The 21,351-nt window shown below is 46.9% G+C and carries 15 protein-coding genes; 2 read left to right on the top strand and 13 right to left on the bottom strand.

What is annotated here, in order from left to right; genetic code table 11:
* Positions 1-49: 49 nt before the first annotated feature.
* The 4 genes from mfd to OXN25_17485 all read right to left on the bottom strand — a co-directional run bounded on the left by mfd (position 50) and on the right by OXN25_17485 (position 5,953).
* Complete coding sequence (gene mfd, locus OXN25_17500; protein MDE0426648.1) at positions 50-3,553, bottom strand: transcription-repair coupling factor; 3,504 nt, start codon at positions 3,551-3,553, stop codon at positions 50-52.
* Between the two features lie 59 nt (positions 3,554-3,612).
* Positions 3,613-4,380 carry a DUF3108 domain-containing protein gene (locus OXN25_17495; protein MDE0426647.1) on the bottom strand — a complete coding sequence of 256 codons (768 nt, stop codon included), beginning with the start codon at positions 4,378-4,380 and terminating at the stop codon, positions 3,613-3,615.
* Positions 4,381-4,474: 94 nt separating this feature from the next.
* Complete coding sequence (locus OXN25_17490; protein ID MDE0426646.1) at positions 4,475-5,140, bottom strand: hypothetical protein; 666 nt, start codon at positions 5,138-5,140, stop codon at positions 4,475-4,477.
* 15 nt (positions 5,141-5,155) lie between these two features.
* Positions 5,156-5,953, bottom strand: coding sequence for a fibronectin type III domain-containing protein (locus OXN25_17485; protein ID MDE0426645.1), 798 nt, complete (start codon positions 5,951-5,953; stop codon positions 5,156-5,158).
* A gap of 462 nt (positions 5,954-6,415) precedes the next feature.
* Here OXN25_17485 and OXN25_17480 point away from each other — a divergent pair, with 462 nt between their 5' ends.
* Both OXN25_17480 and OXN25_17475 read left to right on the top strand, forming a co-directional pair.
* A complete protein-coding gene (locus OXN25_17480) occupies positions 6,416-6,913 on the top strand; it encodes a histidine phosphatase family protein (protein ID MDE0426644.1) in 498 nt (165 codons plus the stop codon).
* Positions 6,883-8,277 carry a hypothetical protein gene (locus tag OXN25_17475; protein ID MDE0426643.1) on the top strand — a complete coding sequence of 465 codons (1,395 nt, stop codon included), beginning with the start codon at positions 6,883-6,885 and terminating at the stop codon, positions 8,275-8,277. The genes OXN25_17480 and OXN25_17475 overlap by 31 nt, the downstream gene beginning before the upstream one ends.
* 34 nt (positions 8,278-8,311) lie before the next feature.
* On the opposite strand, the gene OXN25_17470 is transcribed toward OXN25_17475, so the two are convergent.
* From OXN25_17470 to OXN25_17430, 9 genes are all read right to left on the bottom strand, one after another.
* The gene (locus tag OXN25_17470; GenBank protein ID MDE0426642.1) at positions 8,312-11,428 is read right to left on the bottom strand and encodes a leucine-rich repeat domain-containing protein; all 3,117 of its coding nucleotides are present in this window, start codon (positions 11,426-11,428) and stop codon (positions 8,312-8,314) included.
* 35 nt (positions 11,429-11,463) lie between these two features.
* Positions 11,464-12,660: a hypothetical protein gene (locus OXN25_17465; GenBank protein MDE0426641.1), complete on the bottom strand. Its 1,197-nt coding sequence runs from the start codon at positions 12,658-12,660 to the stop codon at positions 11,464-11,466.
* A gap of 403 nt (positions 12,661-13,063) precedes the next feature.
* A complete protein-coding gene (locus tag OXN25_17460) occupies positions 13,064-15,112 on the bottom strand; it encodes a DUF5050 domain-containing protein (protein ID MDE0426640.1) in 2,049 nt (682 codons plus the stop codon).
* Between the two features lie 25 nt (positions 15,113-15,137).
* The gene (locus OXN25_17455; GenBank protein ID MDE0426639.1) at positions 15,138-15,980 is read right to left on the bottom strand and encodes a hypothetical protein; all 843 of its coding nucleotides are present in this window, start codon (positions 15,978-15,980) and stop codon (positions 15,138-15,140) included.
* Positions 15,981-16,155: 175 nt separating this feature from the next.
* Entirely contained in the window at positions 16,156-18,024 is a 1,869-nt protein-coding gene (locus OXN25_17450; GenBank protein MDE0426638.1) for an AAA family ATPase, read from the bottom strand.
* 1 nt (position 18,025) lies between these two features.
* Positions 18,026-18,232 carry a hypothetical protein gene (locus tag OXN25_17445; GenBank protein MDE0426637.1) on the bottom strand — a complete coding sequence of 69 codons (207 nt, stop codon included), beginning with the start codon at positions 18,230-18,232 and terminating at the stop codon, positions 18,026-18,028.
* Positions 18,233-18,295: 63 nt separating this feature from the next.
* On the bottom strand, positions 18,296-19,591 hold the full coding sequence (locus OXN25_17440; GenBank protein ID MDE0426636.1) for an aminotransferase class I/II-fold pyridoxal phosphate-dependent enzyme: 1,296 nt from the start codon (positions 19,589-19,591) through the stop codon (positions 18,296-18,298).
* A gap of 5 nt (positions 19,592-19,596) precedes the next feature.
* Positions 19,597-20,379, bottom strand: coding sequence for a LamG domain-containing protein (locus OXN25_17435; protein ID MDE0426635.1), 783 nt, complete (start codon positions 20,377-20,379; stop codon positions 19,597-19,599).
* A gap of 119 nt (positions 20,380-20,498) precedes the next feature.
* Positions 20,499-21,335, bottom strand: coding sequence for an SMP-30/gluconolactonase/LRE family protein (locus OXN25_17430; GenBank protein ID MDE0426634.1), 837 nt, complete (start codon positions 21,333-21,335; stop codon positions 20,499-20,501).
* Between the last annotated feature and the right edge of the window lie 16 nt (positions 21,336-21,351).

Raw genomic sequence — 21,351 nt, 5'->3', positions numbered from 1 at the left:
GGATAGTGCGCGCAGCACGTCTTTTTTCGTTTGCCTTTCATCTTTACGATTACACAACAAACAACTTCAGGGTTTGCTGCAATTCGGTTAACATATTCGCGCCAGTCATACCCGGCATGCGAATTTTAAGTTGTGCAGGTGGTTGCAACTGAAGGTTCTTATTTTTGTGTACTATTTCAATGAATTTCTTCACATTAATTCGCGGGTTCTGCTCATCAAAGGTGACCTTTACCTGTTCCTTTCCAGCAACAATAGCACTAATGCCGAGTTGGTTGCTCTGTTGCTTAAGGTTCGCAATTTCGAGTAACATCTCGACCGGCTCAGGAATAGGTCCGTACCTATCCTGCAGTTCCTCGCGAAGTTCTTTGAGAGCCGTATCGTCTTTCAATCCAGCAATTTTTTTGTAGACAGAGACCTTTTGCCGACTGTCAGGGACATAATCATCGGGTAAATAGGCTTCAACTGGCAAACTAATACGTGTATCAAGTGTTTCTTCGACCTTTTCTCCTTTTAGTGCCATTACCGCCTCTTCAAGGAGTTTACAGTAGAGTTCATAACCAATGGTAACAATATGTCCGTGTTGTTCGGCACCGAGGATGTTCCCTGTACCGCGAATTTCAAGATCTCGGAGTGCTATTTTAAAGCCCGAACCGAGGTCAGTGAATTCCTCAATGACCCGAAGTCGTTTCTGCGCGCCTTCGGTAATTGCGTGGTGTTGTGGATAGAATAGATACCCGTAAGCCTGTGTGGTAGCCCTACCCACCCGTCCGCGTAACTGATAGAGTTGCGCCAAACCCAGGGCGTCTGCTCGATTAATCAAGATCGTATTCACATTCGGTATATCGAGTCCAGACTCAATAATCATTGTACAGACGAGGATATCGTGCTTATGGCGGACAAACTCAAGCATCACGCTTTCCAATTCACGCTCAGGCATCTGCCCATGTGCGACAGCGACCCGTGCCTCAGGAACCAGCTGTTGGACAGTTAAGGCGATACTCTGAATATCTTGAACGCGATTGTGGACAAAGAACACCTGACCGCTGCGACTCAATTCTGCAGTGATTGCTTCACGAATGACTTCGGAGTCGTAAGGCATAACATGCGTCTGAATCGGCAATCGATCTGCGGGAGGTGTATTAATAACACTGAAATCTCGGATACCGACGAGCGACATGTGGAGTGTCCGTGGGATTGGGGTTGCAGTCAACGTAAGCACATCAATCGTCTCTTTAAACTGTTTGATTTTTTCCTTGTGCTTAACACCGAATCGGTGCTCCTCATCAACGATGAGGAGTCCAAGATTGTTAAATGTCACCGTTTTAGAAAGCAAACTATGCGTCCCGATAACAACATCAATCGTGCCTTTCGCCAATCCTTCCTTAATCTGCTTTATCTCTTTTGGTGTCCGAAAACGGTTTAGCATCTCGACATGGACTGGAAAATCCTGAAAACGTTTTTCAAAAGTGTCGTAATGCTGGAGGGCGAGGATAGTCGTTGGGACGAGAATTGCGACCTGCTTTTCTGACATGACGGCTTTGAAGGCGGCACGGAGGGCGACCTCTGTTTTGCCGTATCCGACATCACCACAAACGAGTCGATCCATCGGGCGTTCATTTTCCATGTCGACTTTAACGTCCTCAATGGCTTGGAGTTGATCGTTAGTTTCTTGGTACGGGAAAAGGGCTTCAAACTCGGTTTGCCAAGGGACTTCAGCCGGGAAACTGTACCCCTTTCGGGCTTGTCGGAGCGCGTATAAGTTCAGGAGTTCATCTGCCATCTCCTGTATGGCTGCTTTGACACGCGCCTTTCGACGGTGCCACGCAGGACCGCCGAGACGGTCGAGACGCGGTTTATAGGTTTCATCCTTACTACCGATGTATTTTTGCACGAGATCGACCTGATAAGTAGGCACATAGAGCGTGTTATCGTCATTGTATTTGAGCACCAGAAAATCTTGAGGCTTGCCATCAATATCCAATCGACGTATACCATCATAGACGGCAATACCGTGGGAGACGTGAACAACATAGTCCCCAACTTTGAGATCGATAAGGCTGAGAATAGGAGTCCCATCTGTGGGTGGACGGCGGCGGATTGGACGATGGTGCCGGTTTCCGAAGAGTTCATCTTCGGAGATAACAACAAGGTTTAGTGATTTGTTGAAGAAACCCTGACTGATTGCACCAACGCTGATATCTATATCCGGTGGCGACAAGTCGCGTTCGGCTAAGATTTCCGAGACCCGCTTGGACTGCTGTGGGGTTTCGCAGAAGAGATGAACTTGTTTCCCTTGCTGAGCCCAGGTTTTAATCTGATTGATAACTGTTTGATAGTTCCCTGATGGTAAAGCGAGTGCTTCCATTCCAAAGGGCATCGGTGCCAATTTGTTATCTGAAATTTCACGTGGCGGTGCTAAAGACGAAGAGACGATGGGATACTGCTCTATCTGTGTGGTAAGGGTTTCAAAGGGAACTAAGAGTTTATCTGGCGGCACAACAAAATGAGATTCATCGAGCTTTTGTTGATAGATTTCCTGCATCCGTTCGTGTAGGCGCGCTGCTTCTCGTTTCTGCCATTGCAGTTCAATCAGACAGACAATCGTATCGTCGGAGAGGTAATCTGTAAGGAGTTCAACTTCAGATGTGAGCATTGGCAAGAATGCGTCAAGTCCATTATTTTCCGTACAGGCGGCAAGCCCATGCGGAGATGACTCGCCTTCTGTTAGGTCTCGCGTTATCTCTCGGATAGCATTTATGAGTTGTGGTGTCGCGTGTTCCTGAATGAAAGCATCCGTTTGTGTTTGCCAGTAATCCATTGACAGATCAGCAGCAAAGATTTCGCGGAGTGGTGTGAGTGTGACAGATTCAAGGGATTCTATGGAACGTTGCGATATGGGATCGAAAGCGCGGATCGCATCAACTTCATCTCCAAAGAATTCGAGGCGCACAGGCGTATCAGCCGTAAGTGGGAAGACATCCAAAATATCGCCTCTACGGGCAAATTCGCCTTTGACTTCTACGAGTTCAACGTTTTGGTAGCCACCGTCCATGAGCATGACGGCGATGTCGTCTGGATCAATTTCATCGCCGAGATTTACGACGCGACACGCGGCAGCCAAACGTGCTCGCGAAGGGAGTTTGTAAATCAGTGCCTGACTGGTCGTGACAACGACGTTCCGTTCGCCATGTAGCAAGCGATCGAGACATCGCATCCGATCAGCGACGATGTTTTTAGGGGGCGCGATGCCTTCAACGAATTTCCGATGCCAACCGGGGAAGAGATTGAGTTCAGGATAAGCATCTGGGGTCGGTGAATTTTCTAACGCCGGATAGGCACGATATGTACAGATTTCTTCGAGGATCTGTTCGGCTTCGCGTTGCGAAGGTAGCACAATCAGGAAGGATCTGTCTGAGAAATCGTCAATCAGTGCTGCTAAAAGATAAGCAGTCGATGCGTTCACTAATCCTCTGAGCCATGGAAGTTTTTTACCATCTTTGAGGCGTGATACGAGTGTTTGGTAATTTTCTGTTTGACGTAAAAATTCTATCACGGTGTATTGGTTGTTGGTTGATAGTTGATGGTTAATGGTTATTTGCCAATTGCCACGTCTTAGTTTAGGAATTCAATACCTGCTAAAGCCGCCTTGAATGCTCCCATTTTACTCTTTGCTTCCATCTTGACGGGTAGCCGCCGTTCATCATCCGTGAGCCAGAAACGGTCGCCTTTTGAGGTTCCCAACACAAGTGTTTGAACACGTCCTAACGCCTTGTTCTTAATAACTTCTCTGCGTTCAACAGTGAGTGTAACCTTCTGTACTTCTCCTTTAACGACAACAGGGAAGAAATAGGTTTCACCGAGCGCGAGTTGTTTAGAACGTAGAAAGTAGAGTGTCGATAATTCATCCTGTGTACCGACCGGTATCGTTAAGGTTTTTACTTCATGTTTTTGATCTGACTTCCGGTCTCGTTGGGAGATTCTTTTATATTCTGCTTCGCCTTCTCGGAAATCGATTGCGACGGTGGCAAGAAATTTCCGATCCTGTACATGATTCCGAAAACGGACAGGGGCAAGTGTAGACGGATTTAGAAATGTCTCTTGTTGACTTTGGAAACTATAAAATCTGAAAAGCGCACGGGTCTTCATTTCAGAACGGATATGATAAACAGGGACGCCATTCAACGTCTCTGCTTTAGCGATCCGGTCTGTTCTTCTTCCTGCGGGTAATCTTCTCCAACTAATATCGTAAGTTAATTTTTCACCAATCCGCAACGGTTGAGGTGAGATGTCCGGACTTTCAACAAGAGAGGTAGACATACCGTTTACGGTAACACATCCAAACAGAAGATAGATAAAAATTAGGTGCTTCGCATAATGCACACTATTGTCCTCGCGATCGGTATTTAATCAAATCCGAAGGTGGATAGGCGAATGGGTCTATATTCTGGTTTGAATGCGGTTTATGAACCAGACACTAAAACCTATGTGTAAACATCAGAGATTGAACGCCGCTATCTGTTTGTTGCATCTCTACAGAAAATCTTCGACTATTATATGCCTCAGCTGTCTTGGGTGCATCGAGGATATTCCAGATGTGTAGTCCGATACCGGTTGCGAGAAACATGCCACTGAAAAAGGTATGGTTCCACATCCGGGTGCGTCCTTGTTCGTAGGTTAGGAATTCACCCGTGCGAGCGTCCAAGAATCCTGTCTCAAAAACGTTTTGTTTATTGTAGTGTAAGGCGCGCGCGACGTTGTAGCCAGCGAGTGCGAAAGCACCTAATTCCGAACTGAGGAAAAGCGTCGCCTTCATGTAATTACCTGCGTAAGCCTGTCCTAAACCGGGCATAAGAGTTGACAGTTGCGTTGCTTTTTTGACATCTAATTCCGGGTAGTACCGCTCTGCGTGCGAACGGAATAGTGGATAAGTAGATTCCGTTTCGCGCTCCGTTTCCGCCATGTAATTACGGAAAAGAGGTAGGATATCCTGAGTTTCGGCATCAGATTCCGCTGCGGAAGCATTTGTGTCTGTCTCTGAAGTTTCGGCGATTGCGGAAATAGAGCCAGTGATAAGAAAAAGCAAAAATGGAAGGATTATGTATAGAGGCGACATCTGCACCGCCCCCCGACTTTTTTGCATGCGAGGTACTCCTTGTCAAGGTCTATTAAGAGGTGGAGCTAATTGGATATTATCGGGATCGGTTTGGTATGCCCAGTCAAAAATGACGGCATCATCAAAAAGCTCGCGCACCTGAATTTTTGCGAAGTTTCCATCGGGTGTATAGAAGGCATAGATATGTCCTTCTATGAGTTCGACGAACACCGTTGTATATCCGAACTCTGGAACGAAGTCAACTGACTCGAAGTCCTCGTGATACCCTAAATCTTGCATAAGGGTTTCATTGTCTGAATAGAGGTAGGTAACGCCAACTTCCGTATCAAGCCCGAAATAGATATCTGTCTCCGCTGTGTCCCAGTGGATACTCCCTTTGTATGGCTGTGAGAAATCGAACCCGCTCCTTCCCGGAAAAAGGAGATAGTCATCCAGCGTAATATTTCGCCCTTCTGGTCGTGGGGTATCCCAAGCATTTTCAGGACTCAGTTCACTCTCATTACCTTCAGTGTCATAGGCGGAGACGGCGTAATAATAAGTTTCCCCGTTTCGTACATCTGTATCTATGTAGTGTGTCGTATTTTCGGATACGTCTACCAGCAGATCGTTAAAATTGACATCATCTCTGCCACGCCAGACTCTATAGCCTGCCAAGTCGAATTCTCCATTCGGATACCATTCAATGACAACCTGCTCGTCGCCAGTGGTAGTGCGGACACCGCGTGGAATCGCTGGCGGTTCACGATCGCTTTCATTGGTATCAATATAACATCCACTGATACCTGCAATTAGTGTTGTGAAAAGTAGGGTCGAGAGAATTCTGTTAATTTTGAACAACATGGGTCTATATCCTCCAGAGTTTGTATTACATTTGAACTCTGTAACGGATATACCTCTGAAAACGTTGACAGACTTTTCATTAAATAATATCACAAAAGGGGCGGGAATGCAAGACAAAATATTTCTGAAGATGGCTATTAGCAGATGGTGATTGGCAAGAGTCGCGATCCGGAGGTCGCTCCTACAGAGAAAAGGCAGGGCCATTCAGTTTTCCGATAATTTAGGTCCGGAAGCCCGGATTTAGTCTGGGAATAGACTAAATCCATTCCTTGTATTACATTCTTGTTCGGGAAAAGTGTGCTGCCCCGAATAAATTCGGGCATCCATCAAGAGAAATCCTTTACGTAAGTAAACTTATCTCTTAAAACTAAACAGCCCTGGAGAAAAGGCATCAACAATTGACATTGTGTTCTGATTATGGTAGGATGGGGAATAAATACAAAAGCAAGATAAGGTGACATCATGAAAACACTTCTTATTCTGCGACACGCAAAATCGAGTTGGAAGTATCCAGCACTCTCTGATTACGACCGACCCCTTAACAAACGCGGTAAACAGGATGCACCGCGTATGGGGGAACACTTGCGTCAGGAAGGATTGCTTCCAGATCGGATTCTTACCTCATCGGCGAAACGTGCTCGAAAAACAGCGAACAAAGTGGCGAAAGCGTCCGGTTACACGGGAAAAGTAAAAAAACTGGAGGCGTTTTACGCCAGTGTTCCTGGTGTTTACTTTGAAACGCTACAGAACCTATCTAAGAAATATCAACGCGTCATGGTTGTTGGACATAATCCAACAATGGAACAACTCGTGAATCATTTGACAGGATATATCAAGCGGATGCCGACAGCAGCACTCGCCCATATCGAACTTCCTATCGAACGTTGGGACGCACTTGATTTGTATACAAAAGGAACTTTAGTCAACTTATGGACTCCGAAAACGCTTTTCACGGATTAATCAAATCGTTTGCAAGGTTAACGTTTTTCTTCTTTGTAGGTGCTTGTTTTCTATGTAGCACCGCATCGGCTGAAGTCGCCGTTTCGACTGCGGTAGATGGGCAATTCCTGCCGTGGGTTGTAGACGACGGTGAGGGCGGTGTCATTGTTATGTGGGAGGATTATCGGACAGGGAAGGATTGGGATGTCTATGCGCAACGTGTTGATAGTGCTGAAAAAGCGCGTTGGGAACTCAACGGATTAGCAATATGCACAGCAGACAGAAACCAGCGTCGATTGCGAATGATTCGACACGACAATCACGCGATTGTTGTCTGGAACGATAGACGGGATAGAAGCAACTGGGACATCTATGCACAAGCGGTGAGTCTGGAGGGTAATGTTCTCTGGCAAACAGATGGGATTCCAGTCTGTGTGGATGCTGCCGATCAGTCAACCCAGGCGATTATGAGTGATGGTGAAGGGGGTGCTATCTGTGTCTGGGAAGATGAACGCCGGAGTTCTGAATTTCAGGACCTTTACATCCAGCGGATTAATGCTGCAGGGGAACCGATATGGAAGGTTGATGGGATCTCTGTTTTTCCTTCAGAATCGTTGCAAAGCAATCCTATCCCGATTAGAGATGCAACCGGTGGGTTCTATATTGTTTGGTGGGACGTTATCGGTTACGAGGCGTGGCATCTAAAGGCATATCGACTGAGTCTGGATGCGGAACCGTTGTGGGAGGCTCCAATCTTTGTTACACCGACGCGTGGCATGCAAGGCGAACCGCGGGTGATTGCCGATGGCGAAGGCGGGGTTATCGTTTTGTGGCAGGTGTATGAAAATTTTATCAACGATCAACTCTATGCACAACGGATTACCCCTGATGGTAGCAAAATGTGGAACGAAGACGGTATCCCTGTATGCACTGCTGTCGGCATCCAAAAACACGCTTCGGTTGTTAGTGATGGGAGTGGTGGGTTTATTGCAGTGTGGCGTGATGAGCGCGATGTCTATTCCGACCTATATGCACAACGTGTCCGTGGAGACGGGACACTCGCCTGGGAAAAAGATGGTATTCCTATCTGTACCGCCGGTGGTCATCAAGACAAGCCGTTCATTGTGGAAACGGAGAAGGATCGGTTTTTCGTGGCATGGGTAGACTATCGAGAGGACTTCGGTGAAGAGAGTAGAGATGCTATCTATGGACAGCAAATTGATTTATCGGGTACATTGCTATGGGAAGAAACAGGTGTTCCTATCTCTACCAGCAAAGGAGAACATCATCCACCGTTTGTGGTTTCGATTGGAGACGGACAGTGGGCTGTTGTCTGGAGCAACATGCAGGAAGATAAAGGTGATATTTATCTTGAGCGGTTTTAGATAATGTGAGTGCTATAAAAGGTTTCTACAAAATCTACTTCACAATGAGCATCTTCCGCGTTGCTGTGAAATTGCCTGCGGGAACGGAGTCGCGTGTGGCCTCCGTGGACAATGTATAGAAATAGATGCCACTTGCAACAGGCTCTCCGTGTCGGTTTCTACCATCCCAATAGGCTGCGCGGCTCCGACTTTGATAGATACCTGTGGGTTGGTGTCCTAAGGCTAAGGTGCGAATCAACTGTCCGTTTATGGCATAGATAGTCAATGTGACATCCGCCGGGCTTGCTAACTGATAAGGTATCCATGTCTCTGGATTAGAGGGGTTGGGGTAGTTCGGTAGTAAGTTTGTGGTGGCTGGACGGACGACAGCGGGTGCGGCGGCAACAGGTGTCGTGTCTGTATCTGTCCGGAGCACGAGGTCTATCGGATGTGCTAAACCCGTAACGACGTTTTGGATGTTCTTCCCGTTGAGGTTTGCCCGTTGGATTCTGCCTGCGGCGTTCGTCCAGTACACTTTCCGTCCGTGAGTATCCACAGCGATTCCGATCGGTGAGCTTTTTAATGTAGCAAGCGTTTGAAGGTTTGTGCCGTCGAGGTTCGCGCGCTGGATTTTACCGGCATTCTTGCCTGTCTGTTCTGTCCAATAAAGTTTGTCCGCAGCGACGGTAAGTCCGCCGGGTGTTTCCAGTCCGATGATAACAGTTTGAACATTTGAACCGTCAAGGTTTGCCTGTTGGATGCGTTCAGCTGCTGCTGTCCAGTAGATCTTGCCATTTGCAATATCCAAGGTGATGTGTTCGGGGGTATCTAAGTTTGTGATAAGGTTGGCTTCAAATTTTGAACCGTTAAAGTTCAATCGCTGGATCTTGCCAATCGCGTTTGTGCAGTATATCTTTCCGTTCCGTGTGTCAATTGCAATGTCGCGAGGCAAACTAAAGAAGCTCTTAAGAACTTGAGCATTTGAACCATCAAGGTTTGCACATCCTATATCACCCCGTAAATTGCCTGTCTGTTCGGTCCAATAGATTTTACCACCCTCTGTATCTACGACAAGTGCTGTTATATTCAGGACCCCCAGTGCTGTGTGCTCTACGGATGTTTGGGAGCGAATGAAGCGATGGAATCCGCTGGTCTCTGTGTCTGTCCAATAGAGAGGCGGAAGTTGCGGGTCTATGATTTCTAAAATAGGCGAGAGTTGTGTGAGATCAATATCCACTTCCAATCTGGGGTTTCGATTTGAGAGCGTCTGAAGCGGGGTTATGTCGGAAATCGGGTTTCTTGCGAGGCGTAACGTGCTGAGTTTCACAAGTTTTGTGAATGGACGCATATCGCTAATCTGATTATCTTCAAGTGACAGAATTTCCAAGTGCTCCAATTTCCGGAGCGGTCTAATACTACGAATCTTATTGCGATCGGCGCGCAAGGCCTCTAAGTTTGTTAGGGTAGCGAGGGGTGTCAAATCCGTAATTGCACCGCCGTTTATATCGCCAGAGATGTCTAAATGTTTTAGGTTCTTTAATCCACTGAGCGGGGTGAGGTCAGCCAGCGGATTGCCAGGAAGATACAAAAATTGTAGGTTTGTCAATCCGGTGAAGGGCGTGAGGTCGTTGACCTGATTGTACCAAAGTTCTAAGAACACCAAATTCGGCATTTGTGCGATGGGTGTGAGGTCTCGAATCTGATTACTTATTGCGGACAAGTACCTCAGCCGTTTGAGTTGTGTAAGCGGCGTAATGTCCGTAATTCCATTAGAACCGATTGCGAGGTGGACTAAGTCAGGAAAAGTTGTAAAGAGGTTAGCATCTAACGTAACATTTAGGAGATTATACCCACGCACCTCTAATGCTCGCAATCCGGTTAGTGCTTTGATTGGCGTTAAATCCTCTACAGGATTATAGGGGATAGACAGTTCCTCCAAATTTGTCAATTGTGCCAGTGTAGAGACATCAGTAATCTGATTGAATCCAAGAGCGAGATGTTTCAGATTCTTGGCATATTCAAGCCCGGTGAGTTCAATGATTTGTTTATGGTTAGCACTGAGGGCTGTCAAGTTTAACATATCCAGTTCTGTGATATGACTGCTCCGTGTCAACCTGAGTTCATTGCGGATGGCTGCTGCCAAATTGACATCAGGAATCGAGACAACTCGCGGAGTCGGCAGGATCGCGTTGATGTCAATCGGATAGTCTTGCGATGAAAGATTACCAGCAGCATCCACAACGCGCACTGTGATAGACTGGGACTCTGGTGTGAGTTGATTCGTAGCAAACTCTACGTTCTGACTGTTGCCTTCCAATTTTTTACAGTCGATCAATTTCGATGACCCGGGATCCTCATAGATAGAAGTTGCGGGGGTCATCAAGTGTACGTGCCGGAGTCCGTCGGCATCACTTATCTTGAATCGGAAGCGGATCGTATAGTCTGGGTCCGCCTCGGCCGCGAGCATCTCAATTGTCGTTTCGTGATTGTTAGCATGCGTTCGGTGATCATTAAAATAGCGATTGGCATGCAACCATTCAGCGGTACAGCGTGCCAATTGGTCTGGGTTCTGCCCATAAGACATGATATAGGCACTTTTCCTGAAATCATGGGCTAAGCCGAAGGCGTGTCCGAGTTCGTGGGCGGTGAGTTCAAACCCTAAACGTGTATTTAAACAATCTCCGGACGCTGGAATGAAGGCGCGTCCTCCCCAATCTCCGGCAGTATTCCAAACATCTCCACCCCTTCCACAGACGCTATCAATCAATCCTGTACTCACGTCAACGACCACGAGATAGACATTTTTTAGGAAGTCGAATCGTTGGGGGACCTCTGCAACGACTTTAGACACAGTGTCCTCATGATAGTGCGTATCAAGGAATTTCCCGGTCACGCGATGCACGACGGCATTACCGTGCCTATCGATTTCAAATTGGAATGTTTTTCTACCGAATCCGTGGCGTTCCATCTCGTCGGCAAAAAACGCCTGCACGTTTTTTATAAGCGTATCCAATTTTACATCGATGTCTGATTGCGGTTGACGGCGGTAAGGGACGAAATACACCAGTCGTACAATATTGTGAGGGTCAGTTCCTTGTGCAGCAGTATTAGGTACAAACAGCAACATCCCTAAAACAGATAGACATAACGCGGAAAGGAACTTTATTTTCATGATTTATCGGTTTTGAGGGTTTACGATGATCCGAACTATTTCGGTTTTTTCATCGAACCCCAGGTCGTCGTTATGCTTCTTTGCAAGCGTGGTGCAAACTGCACCGCTTCAGGATAGCGACTCATTTCTTCACCTTGGTATGAGAGAATGAGGACATCGCCGGTTTTATATCCGCTCTGTGTGCCGTAGAAGTACTGAAAATCTAAGGCAAAACGCACCTGATTCCCCAACCTTCTAAACAATTTTCTCGGCAGCAGGGCAATCTCTGTGTCGGCGTATTTTTCACCCCGCGCTTTTTGCGGCGTGATTAATAAACTTTCCCGACTCTTCATGTTCACGAATGCGGAACTACCATCGGTACGTGCCAAAGATAGAGCCCAGCCTTGCGTCACATCAATGAAACGTTGTCTATGATTGCGGAGTGTAACGACTAATCGGCGGGGTCCTCTCAATTCAACGACACCGACAATCTCTAATTGGCGTGTGGGCCCTCGGACTGCTAAACTTGAGAGCAATCTGTACCGTCTTCCATCGTCCTGAGACTGAGGCGTGAGCTGGCTTTCCTCGATAGCTTCACCTTCAATGATCGCGTACAACCCGTCTTCTGAGGATTCCGGTTCTGCTATCTCCACAAAATTTTGCTGCTGTCCGTTATGGGTAGCCGTTATTGTTTGCTCTTGATTTTGGATAGCAGGTGGATTTTCCTGGCTCTCTTGAATAGATATAGGCGTTGCTTGAGGAGATAGTGGATCGGCTTGTGCATTTTGCGGAGATTGTGCATCCCCCTGACTATTTGGTGGATCAGGTAAATGACCGGCAATTCCATAGTCCTCATAGGTTGGATCTGGCGTACCAACCGCACTCAGATCATCCGGCTCCGTAAAACCTGGATTGTTATAACTACGCCCATGAACCCCTTTAACGTCACCTGCTTTAGGCAGCCCGTCTATTACACTTTGACGCGTATGCGGGTTGTTCGCGTGAATCTCATCGACTTCTGCTTGTGTATAGCTTGAGGTTGAATAGTCATGGATATGTGCGACGAAATTTCCGTCACTATCATAAAGATCCTTGTGGGTAACGAGTTCAACAATTGTACCATCTGAAGATGTTATATCAAACGGGACGGGTATATCGTGAGAATAACTCGGTTCACTTATGATAAATGATGCCCCCAGCAGCATGCACAACACTGAGAGCAAATAGGTGTTTCTTTTTTCATAATGATTCATTTTGAGTGATCCTTCAGCCGTTATAATTGTTGTTAAATATCGCATTGTTGGATTTTCCTTTTGACTATTTTCTACATAGGACTTACGCAATTTTGACTGCAGTCCGTTCTGTTAGATGAGAACTTTCCGAAAACAGAGCGTTCTCCTGCCACAAACTGGGAAGTTTGTGCTACAAAAGCGCAGCATGCGTAAGTCCTATATAGGTAAAAACGTTAGCGAGAGAGGTTGGGTTTCAAACGAGACGATCTGTGAGGGTCTCTATAACCCGCAGGCTCTGAACGCGTGTTATACCATTTCTAAAAGTTTATATCGCATTAATTGCCGTTTCATGCACAGGCTAAAGCATAGTGCGACGCGCCTGCAGACACTAAAGTTTATGCTACAATTTCAATCAGAAAGGGTGTTACTTCCTTATCAGCATTTTTCGGGTAGCAGCGAAGTCGCCTGCGGTGAGGGTGTAAAAATAGACTCCACTTGCAACAGGCTCTCCGTTTTGGTTTCTACCATCCCAATAGGCTGCGCGGCTCCGACTTTGATAGATACCTGCGGGTTGGTATCCTAAGGCTAAAGTTTGAATTAACTGCCCATTTGTGGCATAAATGTGTAATGTGACTTTGGCGGGTGCCGCGAGTTGATAGGGTATCCACGTTTCTGGATTAGAGGGGTTGGGGTAATTCGGTAGTAAGTTAGTGGTGGTTGGAAGGATGGCAGCGGGTGCGGCAGTGCCTGGTGTCATGCCTATATCTGTCGCGAGTACCAGTTCTATCGGATGTGCTAAACCCGTAACGACGTTTTGGATATTCTTCCCGTTGAGATTTGCCCGTTGGATTTTCCCTGCGGCGTTCGTCCAGTACACTTTCCTTCCATTAATATCCACAGCGATTCCCAGGGGTACGCTTTTTAATGTAGCAAGCGTTTGAAGGTTTGTGCCATCAAGGTTCGCGCGTTGGATTTTCCCTGCATTCTCGCTTGTCTGTTCTGTCCAATAAAGTTTGTCTGCAGCGACGGTGAGTGCGCCGGGTGTTTGTAAACCGGTGATAACAGTTTGAACGTTTGAACCGTTGAGGTTTGCCCGTCGGATGCGTTTGTCTGCCTCTGTCCAGTAGAGTTTCCTACCAACGGCATCCAGAGCGATGTGTCTGGGATCCTCCAAGTTTGTTATAAAATTAGCATTGAAGTTCGCGCCATCCAGGCTTAGTCTCAGGATTTTGCCGTTTGTGTTCGTGGCATATAGGTTTCTGTCTATGGGGTCAATTGCGATGTCAAGGGGCAAGCTATAAATCCATCTAACTTGTTGTACATCGGAACCGTCGAGGTTCGCGGATCCGATTTCACCGCGTTTCTTTCGGCTCTGTTCTATCCAGTAGATTCTGCCTGCGCGCGTATCAATAGCGAGGCTGGTCATGTTCAGAACGCCCAAAGCGACATTTTCTGCTGTCTGTTTGGCACTAGCAGGACGATAGAAGCCGCTCGGATCAAGAATATTCACGGACATCTCCGTGCCATGTTTGGCACTGACGAGATGATACAAGCCGCTGGTTTCGCTGTCTATCCAGTATATCGATGGTAGTTCAGGTCCCACACGGTGCAAGATAGGGGTGAGCTGTGTCGGGTCAATATCAATTTTTAACCTTGGGTTCTGGTCAAGGAGTGTTTGCAGTGGGGTTTTGTCCACAATTGGATTCCCAGCGACGCGCAAGTCGGTAAGATTGCTTAACTGTGTAAGAGGCGTGAAGTCGCGAATCTGATTATCAGTAAGACCTAAGGTTGATAATTGCGTTAATTTCCTGAGGGGTGTGATGTTGCGAATTTGGTTATTATCCAGTTTTAAAAGCTCCAAATTCGTTAATTTCCTGAGGGGTGTGATGTTGCGAATTTGGTTACTTGGGAGGATTAAGCGTCTGAGTTGTGTCAATTCCCCCAGGGGTGTGATATCGTTAATGTGACTGTACCAGAAATCAAGACTGATTAAATCCTTTAACCTTGTGAGTATGGAGAGGTCTCGGACTTGATAACCGAATAAACTTAAACGTTGTAACTGCGTCAATTGTGTAATTGCATCCAGATCCAGTATGGCATTGGGGCCCTGTGATGAAAGCATTAATCCCGTTAGATTTCCCAATTCGGTGAGGGGTGTGAAGTCGGAAACCTGTTTTGTAACCAGTTTTAAATATGTTAGATTTCTTGCATGCTCTATGCCGGTTAGGCTGCTCACCGGTCTCGAAAGCCCCAGTTCAGTCAACTGTAGCATATCCCCTTGGGTAATTGGAGATTGCGCTGATAGATTAAGGGTTTCACGCACGATTGCTGCTAAAGTGGCATCCGGTATGGATACGGGTGTCGTAGGCTTTTCATTGGTATCCGGTTGGGTTGTTTGGGCAATACTCTTAGGCAAAAATGGTGAGATCTGAAAAATAAAAAGTATGAAGAGCGCAAATAGTTTTGTTTTCACGTATGTATCTCCAAGTTGATTCTTATTATCTCCGGGATTTCATGGATCCCCAGGTTGTCGCCATTTTGTCAGTTGGGTCGACAGGCATGACTTCCAGAAATTCTTTCAAGCCCATTTTGGAATTACGGAGTGCTTTTATCTCATAAGGGCTGAATCCAGTTTCAAAGAATCCGAGATCGTCCATCATGATACTTCCTTTGATTTCACCATGATAATGTACGCGGATCAGTGCGGAGTTCCCGATAAATCCCAAGTATGAATCAAATTTCTCTCTTTTGACGAGTTTTCCATCTACGAATAGGTTGAGATAGTTTGCATATTGCGTGAAAGCGATATGGTGCCATCTGTTGTTTGCGACATCTTGTTGGGTGTTGTCCCATGCGTTTGTGGACATATTTGCCCGAGTCAAACCTCTTTCAAGCGTTCCGATCAAATTGCCGTCTGTATTTACCGTAAGTGCCACCATGCCAGATCGGTGTTGGGAATCGTTGCTGCCCCATCCCTCTGCGGACATGGAGAATTGGTATTTCTGCTTTCGCATTTTCACCCAAGCGACTATGGAGAATTCGGCACCTACAATACTCAGTGATTCATCTTCGTAATAACCACACAAGCATCCCGTGTCTGTAAGTTGTAAGGCATTGCCAATCCTACCTTTGTCAGATATAGTGGCTGTTATTTCATCGTTCCCCCCGGCCAATTCGGAGTTCCCGCCGAAGTTCAAATGAAACCCTCTGGGCCCACTATCCTGATTATTGTTAAAATAATACACGGCAATAGTATCATCGTATTTACTATCAGCATCAAGACCAGCAATAGCAATATTTGCTAAGCAAGTTAAAATCAAAATTGTTGTTAGATATCGCACTGTCGAATTTTCCTTTTTTTTAGAGTTTTCTCCAATTAGTGATATTGCACCAACTGCCTGGTATCTTCTGAAGCGCGTAATCTCGCGACCTATTGTAGATATAATAACCTTTTTCCCGCAAGAGATCAAGAAAAAATATCTGAGCTTTGAGATTTTAAGGTGCTTCCTGAGAGGTTTATCGCCGCATTTCAATGAGGTGCGCGCCTTCTAATCCGGCACGTACATCTTCATCATAACTCGTCACGACGATCTGATGCTCCTCAGCAAGTTGACGGATAAAGTCCACCATCAAGACCTTCCGTTCACGATCTAAATGGAGCGTTGGGTCATCAAATACAAAGAAACCGGGATTGCCTAATACATTGGCGAGTGCGACTTTGAAGCAGAGATAGAGGAACATCTTCTCACTACCACTGAGTAACATGAGACTCCGGTCAACACCATCTATGGTAAGGGACGGGAGGAGGTGTTGGCGTTGTAAGTCGATGCGGGTCTCTCCACCGTTCTGGCGAGAAGAAGAAAAAAGTTGCATCTTTTCGAGCCACCGATGGAGTTCTTCCTCAGCAGGTTTGAGAATCTGTTTTTGCAGGGTCGCGATGGTTTTGTCAACACCTGCACAGGCGAGTTCTAAGCTGAGGAGGGTCTTCTCAGTATGCGATGCGTCTCTGTTGACGCGTTGAAGCGCGCCCAACCTATCTAAACGAACAGCCTCTTCTCGCTTGAGTTTGTCAAGTTGTTTCCGTTCGCGATCAATCTGGACTTTCAATTTAGATTTGTCAAGGCTTACGGTGGTTTCAGAAGCCTGCGATTTACTTTGTTGGACACCTTTTTGGTTCAAGCGTGCTGCGAGTGTAGTAAGTCCGTTCTGAACGCCCTCAATTTCCTGTGTGCGTTGTTGAAATTGAGTTGCGCGGGTCTGTAAAGTCTCAAGGCGTTGCTCCAGGGCATGCCTACTTTCCAAATTTCGGGTTTCTGTCTCCAGCGATTTCTTGTGCGCCTCAAGTTCAGCGGAGTATTTCGTTTTTTCTTTTTCCTTCTCGTCAATAATCCGTTGGACGACTTCTTGTTCAACCTCTTGATAACAGGTTGGACAGTGTGGCTCTTCGCTTTCAATGAGCGATCGGAGGGTATAACAGACGTTTGTCAGTGCCGTGATTTGGGACTCAAGACGTCCGATTTGCTGTATAAGTTCCTCACGTTTTGTCTCTAACCCTGCAGCCTCCTGAATGGCAGTCTCAATTTTGGCTATTACCTTGTGGAGATGTGCAATATCGTTGACACCCCTTAAAGCTTCACTTTGCTGGCGTGTCAACGCGTCTAACTGAGTTTGTAAGCGATTCTGGTTCTGCGTCCATTCCGCGATGAGTTCGGCATCTCCTGTGTCGGCACCGTAAGCTGCTTCCAAGCCTCTTAATTTTTCTTCGATGCGCGCGATCTCAGTTTTATGGTCGTTCCGTGCATTGAAGCGGAGACTGTTTTGGTGCGCACGGATTCTGCCTTGTTCACGTTTAGCGATACGACGGGTATCAATGAATCGTTCCCGTACCTCTATTAACCTGTCGATGCCGAGGAGTGTATGAAGCACATCTCGTCGAGTCGTGGATTGACGTGCGAGGAATTCAAAGATTTCGCCTTCGCGGAGAAAGGTGGTGAGTGCAAGCTGCTCGTGCCTAATCCCAAATCGCTCCTGCAGCATTGTTTCAGTTGCTTTGATACGCTTATCATCAAAAAGGACATGCCACCCGTCGCTTTTCTCAGCACGGAGTTGGAGGCGTTTTTCGGTTGCCCGGTAGAGTTGATAGCGATCACCATCGGCGACGAATTGGAGTCCTGCTGTACCGCTATAGGCTTTGGCGTTCTTTATGGCTGAGCTATCCACGCGCGGCACAATCGGTTTACCGGTTAATGTGAAAAAGATGGCGTTGACGAGCGTGCTTTTTCCACTGAAGTTGGGACCAAAAATGAGATTGATACCGTTATGAAGTTCAAAATCACGCTGCTGGAAGCATCCGAAAGTTTTAAGGCGAATTCGCTCTAAGCGCATATTAGCTATCCCTTTTCTCATGAATGAGGTCATAAAGCATTTGGGCTCGGACTTTCTCGCGCCCATTTGTCAAAGTAAATTCAAATGCACGCACAATGACCTCAAGTTCATCAGGACCTAAGTCTCTATACTTCTCATCGCTCTGAATAAGTGTTTCAATTTCTTTTCTGTACACATTCAGTGTTTCGTTCTCAAGGGAGATGTCCATATTTGTGCCTCTCTGGTGCGGAGAAAAGGGGTGAACGGCACACGGCGTGTGCCTACTACTTTGTCAAATTTTCGTTTTGATCTGCATCAAGCGTTCACCGGCTTCCGCGAGGATGTCATCTGCCATACTAAACATAAACCTAAACTTTGTCTTGCCGAGGTGCGGACGACTATAGAAACTGGATCCCGGCACGCCGCCGACACCAATTTCCTTCACCAGCCAGTGTGCGAAGGCTGTATCGTCCGGGAAACCAAAGTCTGTGATGTCTGTCATAATGTAATACGCGCCTTCTGGTTGATGACATCGAAATCCTGCTTCCGTAAGATTTTTCAGAAGACGTTTACGATTCTTGTCATATTTCGCAACGAGTTCTTGGTGGTAACTCTGCGGTAAGTTAAGGGCAACGACTCCCGCACGCTGAAGCGGATGTGGGGCACCGACGGTGAGGAAGTCGTGCATCTTACGAATCGCATCGGTCAGTGTTTGTGGTGCAATGACGTATCCCAACCGCCAACCTGTCATTGAATACGCCTTGCTTAACCCTGATACCGTAATCGTTCGTTCCCGCATCTCTGGTAGAGAACCGATGCTGATATGCGGTTTCTCATCATAAATCATGTGTTCGTATATTTCGTCAGTGATTGCGAGGCAATCGTATTCACAGCAGAGGTCGGCAATCTGTTGAAGTTCATCGCGTGTAAAGACTTTGCCAAGCGGATTGTTAGGGGTATTTATGACAATCGCCTTTGTGTTGGGAGAAAAAGCCGCCCGCAGTTCGGAGGTATCGTAGGTAAAGCGGATAGTGCCATCAGAGGCAGGTGTCTCTTGCAATGCGACATAGACAGGCGTTGCTCCGGAGATGATGGTATCGGGTCCGTAGTTTTCATAAAAGGGTTCAAAGATGATAATTTCGTCGTTCGGATTGATAATTGCGAGGAGTGCGGAGAGCATGCCTTCGGTTGAACCACAGGTGACGGTAACATTTCTGTCGGGATCCGTGGGAATGCCGTTAAATGCTGTCATCTTTTGTGCGATTGCTTCACGGAACACCGGCGCGCCCCATGTAATGCTATACTGATTATATCCCTCTTGAATTGCTTTAATTGCGGCGGCTTTGACTTCGGGAGGTGGTTGATATGCAGGGGTGCCTTGGGATAGGTTAATCGCGTTGTGGCGCAAGCAGAGCTGCGTCATACCTCGGATGACAGATTCCGTGAAACGTGTGGATTTGTCTGAGAGTTTGGATTGTTTTGCTGTTTTTTCGAGCCGTTTTAAAAGGGGTTGGTATTTTTGCATAGTGTGTAGTGTTCGGTGAGTTTCATCGTAAAAGGAGAGAGGCGACAAAAATTGCCGCCTCATTTCAGTTAGCGCAGTCTCTTAATATGCGCCCAAGATGTAGTGAGTTTATCCTTCGGATCGACAGCCAAGAACTCCTCTGCTCCCATCTCCATGCTCTGTTTCATCTCATCGTCAGAGAGGGCACGGTTCCAGAGGCGAACCTCATCAACAATGCCGGGCCATGCTTCACCAGACCATGTGCCGATCTGAACGCGGCTCGTAGCACCTGCGGGTGCAACAGGGTTGTTGGAGTCCTGTTCGTGCGTGACTTCACCATCGACATAAATTTTCACCTTACCCTTGTTATCAGAAGTGTGTGTATAGGAGAGATAGTACCACTTACCGGTATCAAGGGGGGTTTTGTTATCATTAATGTCAAGGAATCCACCACCAGCACCGTTCGTCCAGACCTTTATCCCGTTTTGGGGGTTCATGCCGTATCCGAACCCGATGTGTCTTCCGCCGCCACCCATACGCGTGCCAAAGACAATAGCGTGTGCGCTTGGGAGTCGGTCGAGATTAATCCAGGCGGCTTGCGTGATTTCATCTTCAATGTGAAAGGCTGCATCGTCTTCCACCGCCACGAAATCGCTGGATGCGGAGAATTCCAGTGCCTTTCCGAATTTACCGTCAACCCATTTAGCACCACCGTTGAGTTCACCTTCAAATCCGTTTTCTGAGAAGTCCTCAGTTGCGTTTCCAGCACCCTCGTCAAGTGGCATATACAACACAAGGCCTTCGAGTAAATCGGCAGTCGCGAGAGGATTACATACCAAAATACAAAACAAGAGAATAGAAAGTCGTTTCATGAGTTACCTCCATGTAGATACTTATATGTATAATAATACCACAAATCGTGGTAGGTGTCAAATATGTTTATGATGGCTGTCAGCCATCAGCCGTCAGCAGTCAGCGGAGAAATGCTGAATCACTGGCATAGCTGCCAGCTTCTACCGGGGACATCGGTGCGGAACACTTCCACATTGCCTCGGTCTGCCATTGTGACGTAGCAGGTGCGTCCGTCTGGACCGCCGAATGCAATATTTGAGCAGCGCTTCCCTGTCAACTTCACCTCTAACAACACCTCACCTGCGGGTGAGAGTTTTGCGACCGTCCCTTTTCCGTATCGAGTGACATAGAGGTTGCCCTCAATATCGCACCGCATTCCGTCCATATTGAAATCTGGAAACTGAATCAGCAAGCGTTTATTGCCAATCTCACCTTCAGGCGAGAGGTCATAAGCCCAGATGTTACGTTGCACCGATTCGTTGACATACAGCACTTGTTCATCAGGACTTACCTCAATCCCGTTTGTGGTTCCCATGTCTGGTTCTAAGAGGGTTACCTTTCCATCGGTATCCACTCGCCAGATTTGTCCGGTGAACTCCGCCCAATTCGGATCGCTGACGTAGAGAATATCGTTTGCGCCGATAGCAAGATCGTTAGGCTGATTCATTGTCGGTTCGTGTGCATGGACGCTAATTTCGAGCGTGTCCATATCCACTTTTAAGACGTTATGGTTGGTGTAATCAGCGATGAACATAAAACCTTTGCTGTCAAAGCGGATACCGTTACCAATACTACCGGTTGGTAGCTCGACGAAAACGCTTGCAGTGCCATCAGGTGTAACTTTGCCGATGGTGTGTTGTCTGGCATAATTGACGGCATATAAGTTGCCAGCTGCGTCGCAGGCGGGTCCTTCGATACCAGATGTAAATCCGTTGACCTGTGTAAATTCCTGAGCGACAAAAATTTCTTCGTTCATTTTTTCTCCTTGGTTT

Source organism: Candidatus Poribacteria bacterium (assembly GCA_028820845.1).
Classification (GTDB): domain Bacteria; phylum Poribacteria; class WGA-4E; order WGA-4E; family WGA-3G; genus WGA-3G.
The sequence above is the reverse complement of the archived record's forward strand: the minus strand, read 5'-3'. Positions and strand labels throughout refer to the sequence as shown.

Excerpts from the sequence above, each read along its gene's own strand:
- OXN25_17475 (MDE0426643.1), top strand. The coding sequence starts at position 6,883 with ATGGACTCCGAAAACGCTTTTCACGGATTAATCAAATCGTTTGCAAGG.
- OXN25_17445 (MDE0426637.1), bottom strand. The coding sequence starts at position 18,232 with ATGGACATCTCCCTTGAGAACGAAACACTGAATGTGTACAGAAAAGAA.
- OXN25_17470 (MDE0426642.1), bottom strand. The coding sequence starts at position 11,428 with ATGAAAATAAAGTTCCTTTCCGCGTTATGTCTATCTGTTTTAGGGATG.
- OXN25_17450 (MDE0426638.1), bottom strand. The coding sequence starts at position 18,024 with ATGCGCTTAGAGCGAATTCGCCTTAAAACTTTCGGATGCTTCCAGCAG.
- OXN25_17485 (MDE0426645.1), bottom strand. The coding sequence starts at position 5,953 with ATGTTGTTCAAAATTAACAGAATTCTCTCGACCCTACTTTTCACAACA.
- OXN25_17480 (MDE0426644.1), top strand. The coding sequence starts at position 6,416 with ATGAAAACACTTCTTATTCTGCGACACGCAAAATCGAGTTGGAAGTAT.
- OXN25_17440 (MDE0426636.1), bottom strand. The coding sequence starts at position 19,591 with ATGAGGCGGCAATTTTTGTCGCCTCTCTCCTTTTACGATGAAACTCAC.
- OXN25_17430 (MDE0426634.1), bottom strand. The coding sequence starts at position 21,335 with ATGAACGAAGAAATTTTTGTCGCTCAGGAATTTACACAGGTCAACGGA.
- OXN25_17435 (MDE0426635.1), bottom strand. The coding sequence starts at position 20,379 with ATGAAACGACTTTCTATTCTCTTGTTTTGTATTTTGGTATGTAATCCT.
- OXN25_17490 (MDE0426646.1), bottom strand. The coding sequence starts at position 5,140 with ATGCAAAAAAGTCGGGGGGCGGTGCAGATGTCGCCTCTATACATAATC.
- OXN25_17465 (MDE0426641.1), bottom strand. The coding sequence starts at position 12,660 with ATGAATCATTATGAAAAAAGAAACACCTATTTGCTCTCAGTGTTGTGC.